Genomic DNA, 333 nt, shown 5'->3' with positions numbered 1-333 from the left:
CCGGCAATGCGGTCGACGACCGAGACGTCGATGCCAAAATGCTGTTCGCCCATCAACGCTTCGCCCGAAGCTTTCAGCAGAACACGTCGGTAGAGGGGCTTCACCGTCATCTGGTTCCTCGAAAATCCCGGCGCGGCAAGCTCCGAAGGCAAAAAAGGCCTCCTGCTTCGCCCGGCGGTGCTGTCATGACGGGTTGACAGGATACACGAAGGGCGCAGCGATGTCACGCCGCGCCCTTGTGCAAAATTCCAGGCTTTTTGGATCAATTGCTGCTGATGGCAACGGCCTCGCCTTCGACCACCACCGGCAATGCATAACCGGACGGCTTGTCGC

The 333-nt window shown here is 59.8% G+C and carries 1 pseudogene; it reads right to left on the bottom strand.

Annotated elements, in window-relative coordinates:
* Nucleotides 1–110 (bottom strand): annotated as a pseudogene (gene pyrH / locus EN852_RS42885) (UMP kinase); the annotation flags it as partial.
* Between the last annotated feature and the right edge of the window lie 223 nt (nucleotides 111–333).

It is taken from the genome of Mesorhizobium sp. M2E.F.Ca.ET.209.01.1.1, assembly GCF_004010375.2.
In the GTDB taxonomy this organism is placed as follows: Bacteria; Pseudomonadota; Alphaproteobacteria; order Rhizobiales; family Rhizobiaceae; genus Mesorhizobium.
Note: the sequence above shows the minus strand (reverse complement) of the source record. Positions and strands in the feature narration are given on the sequence as shown.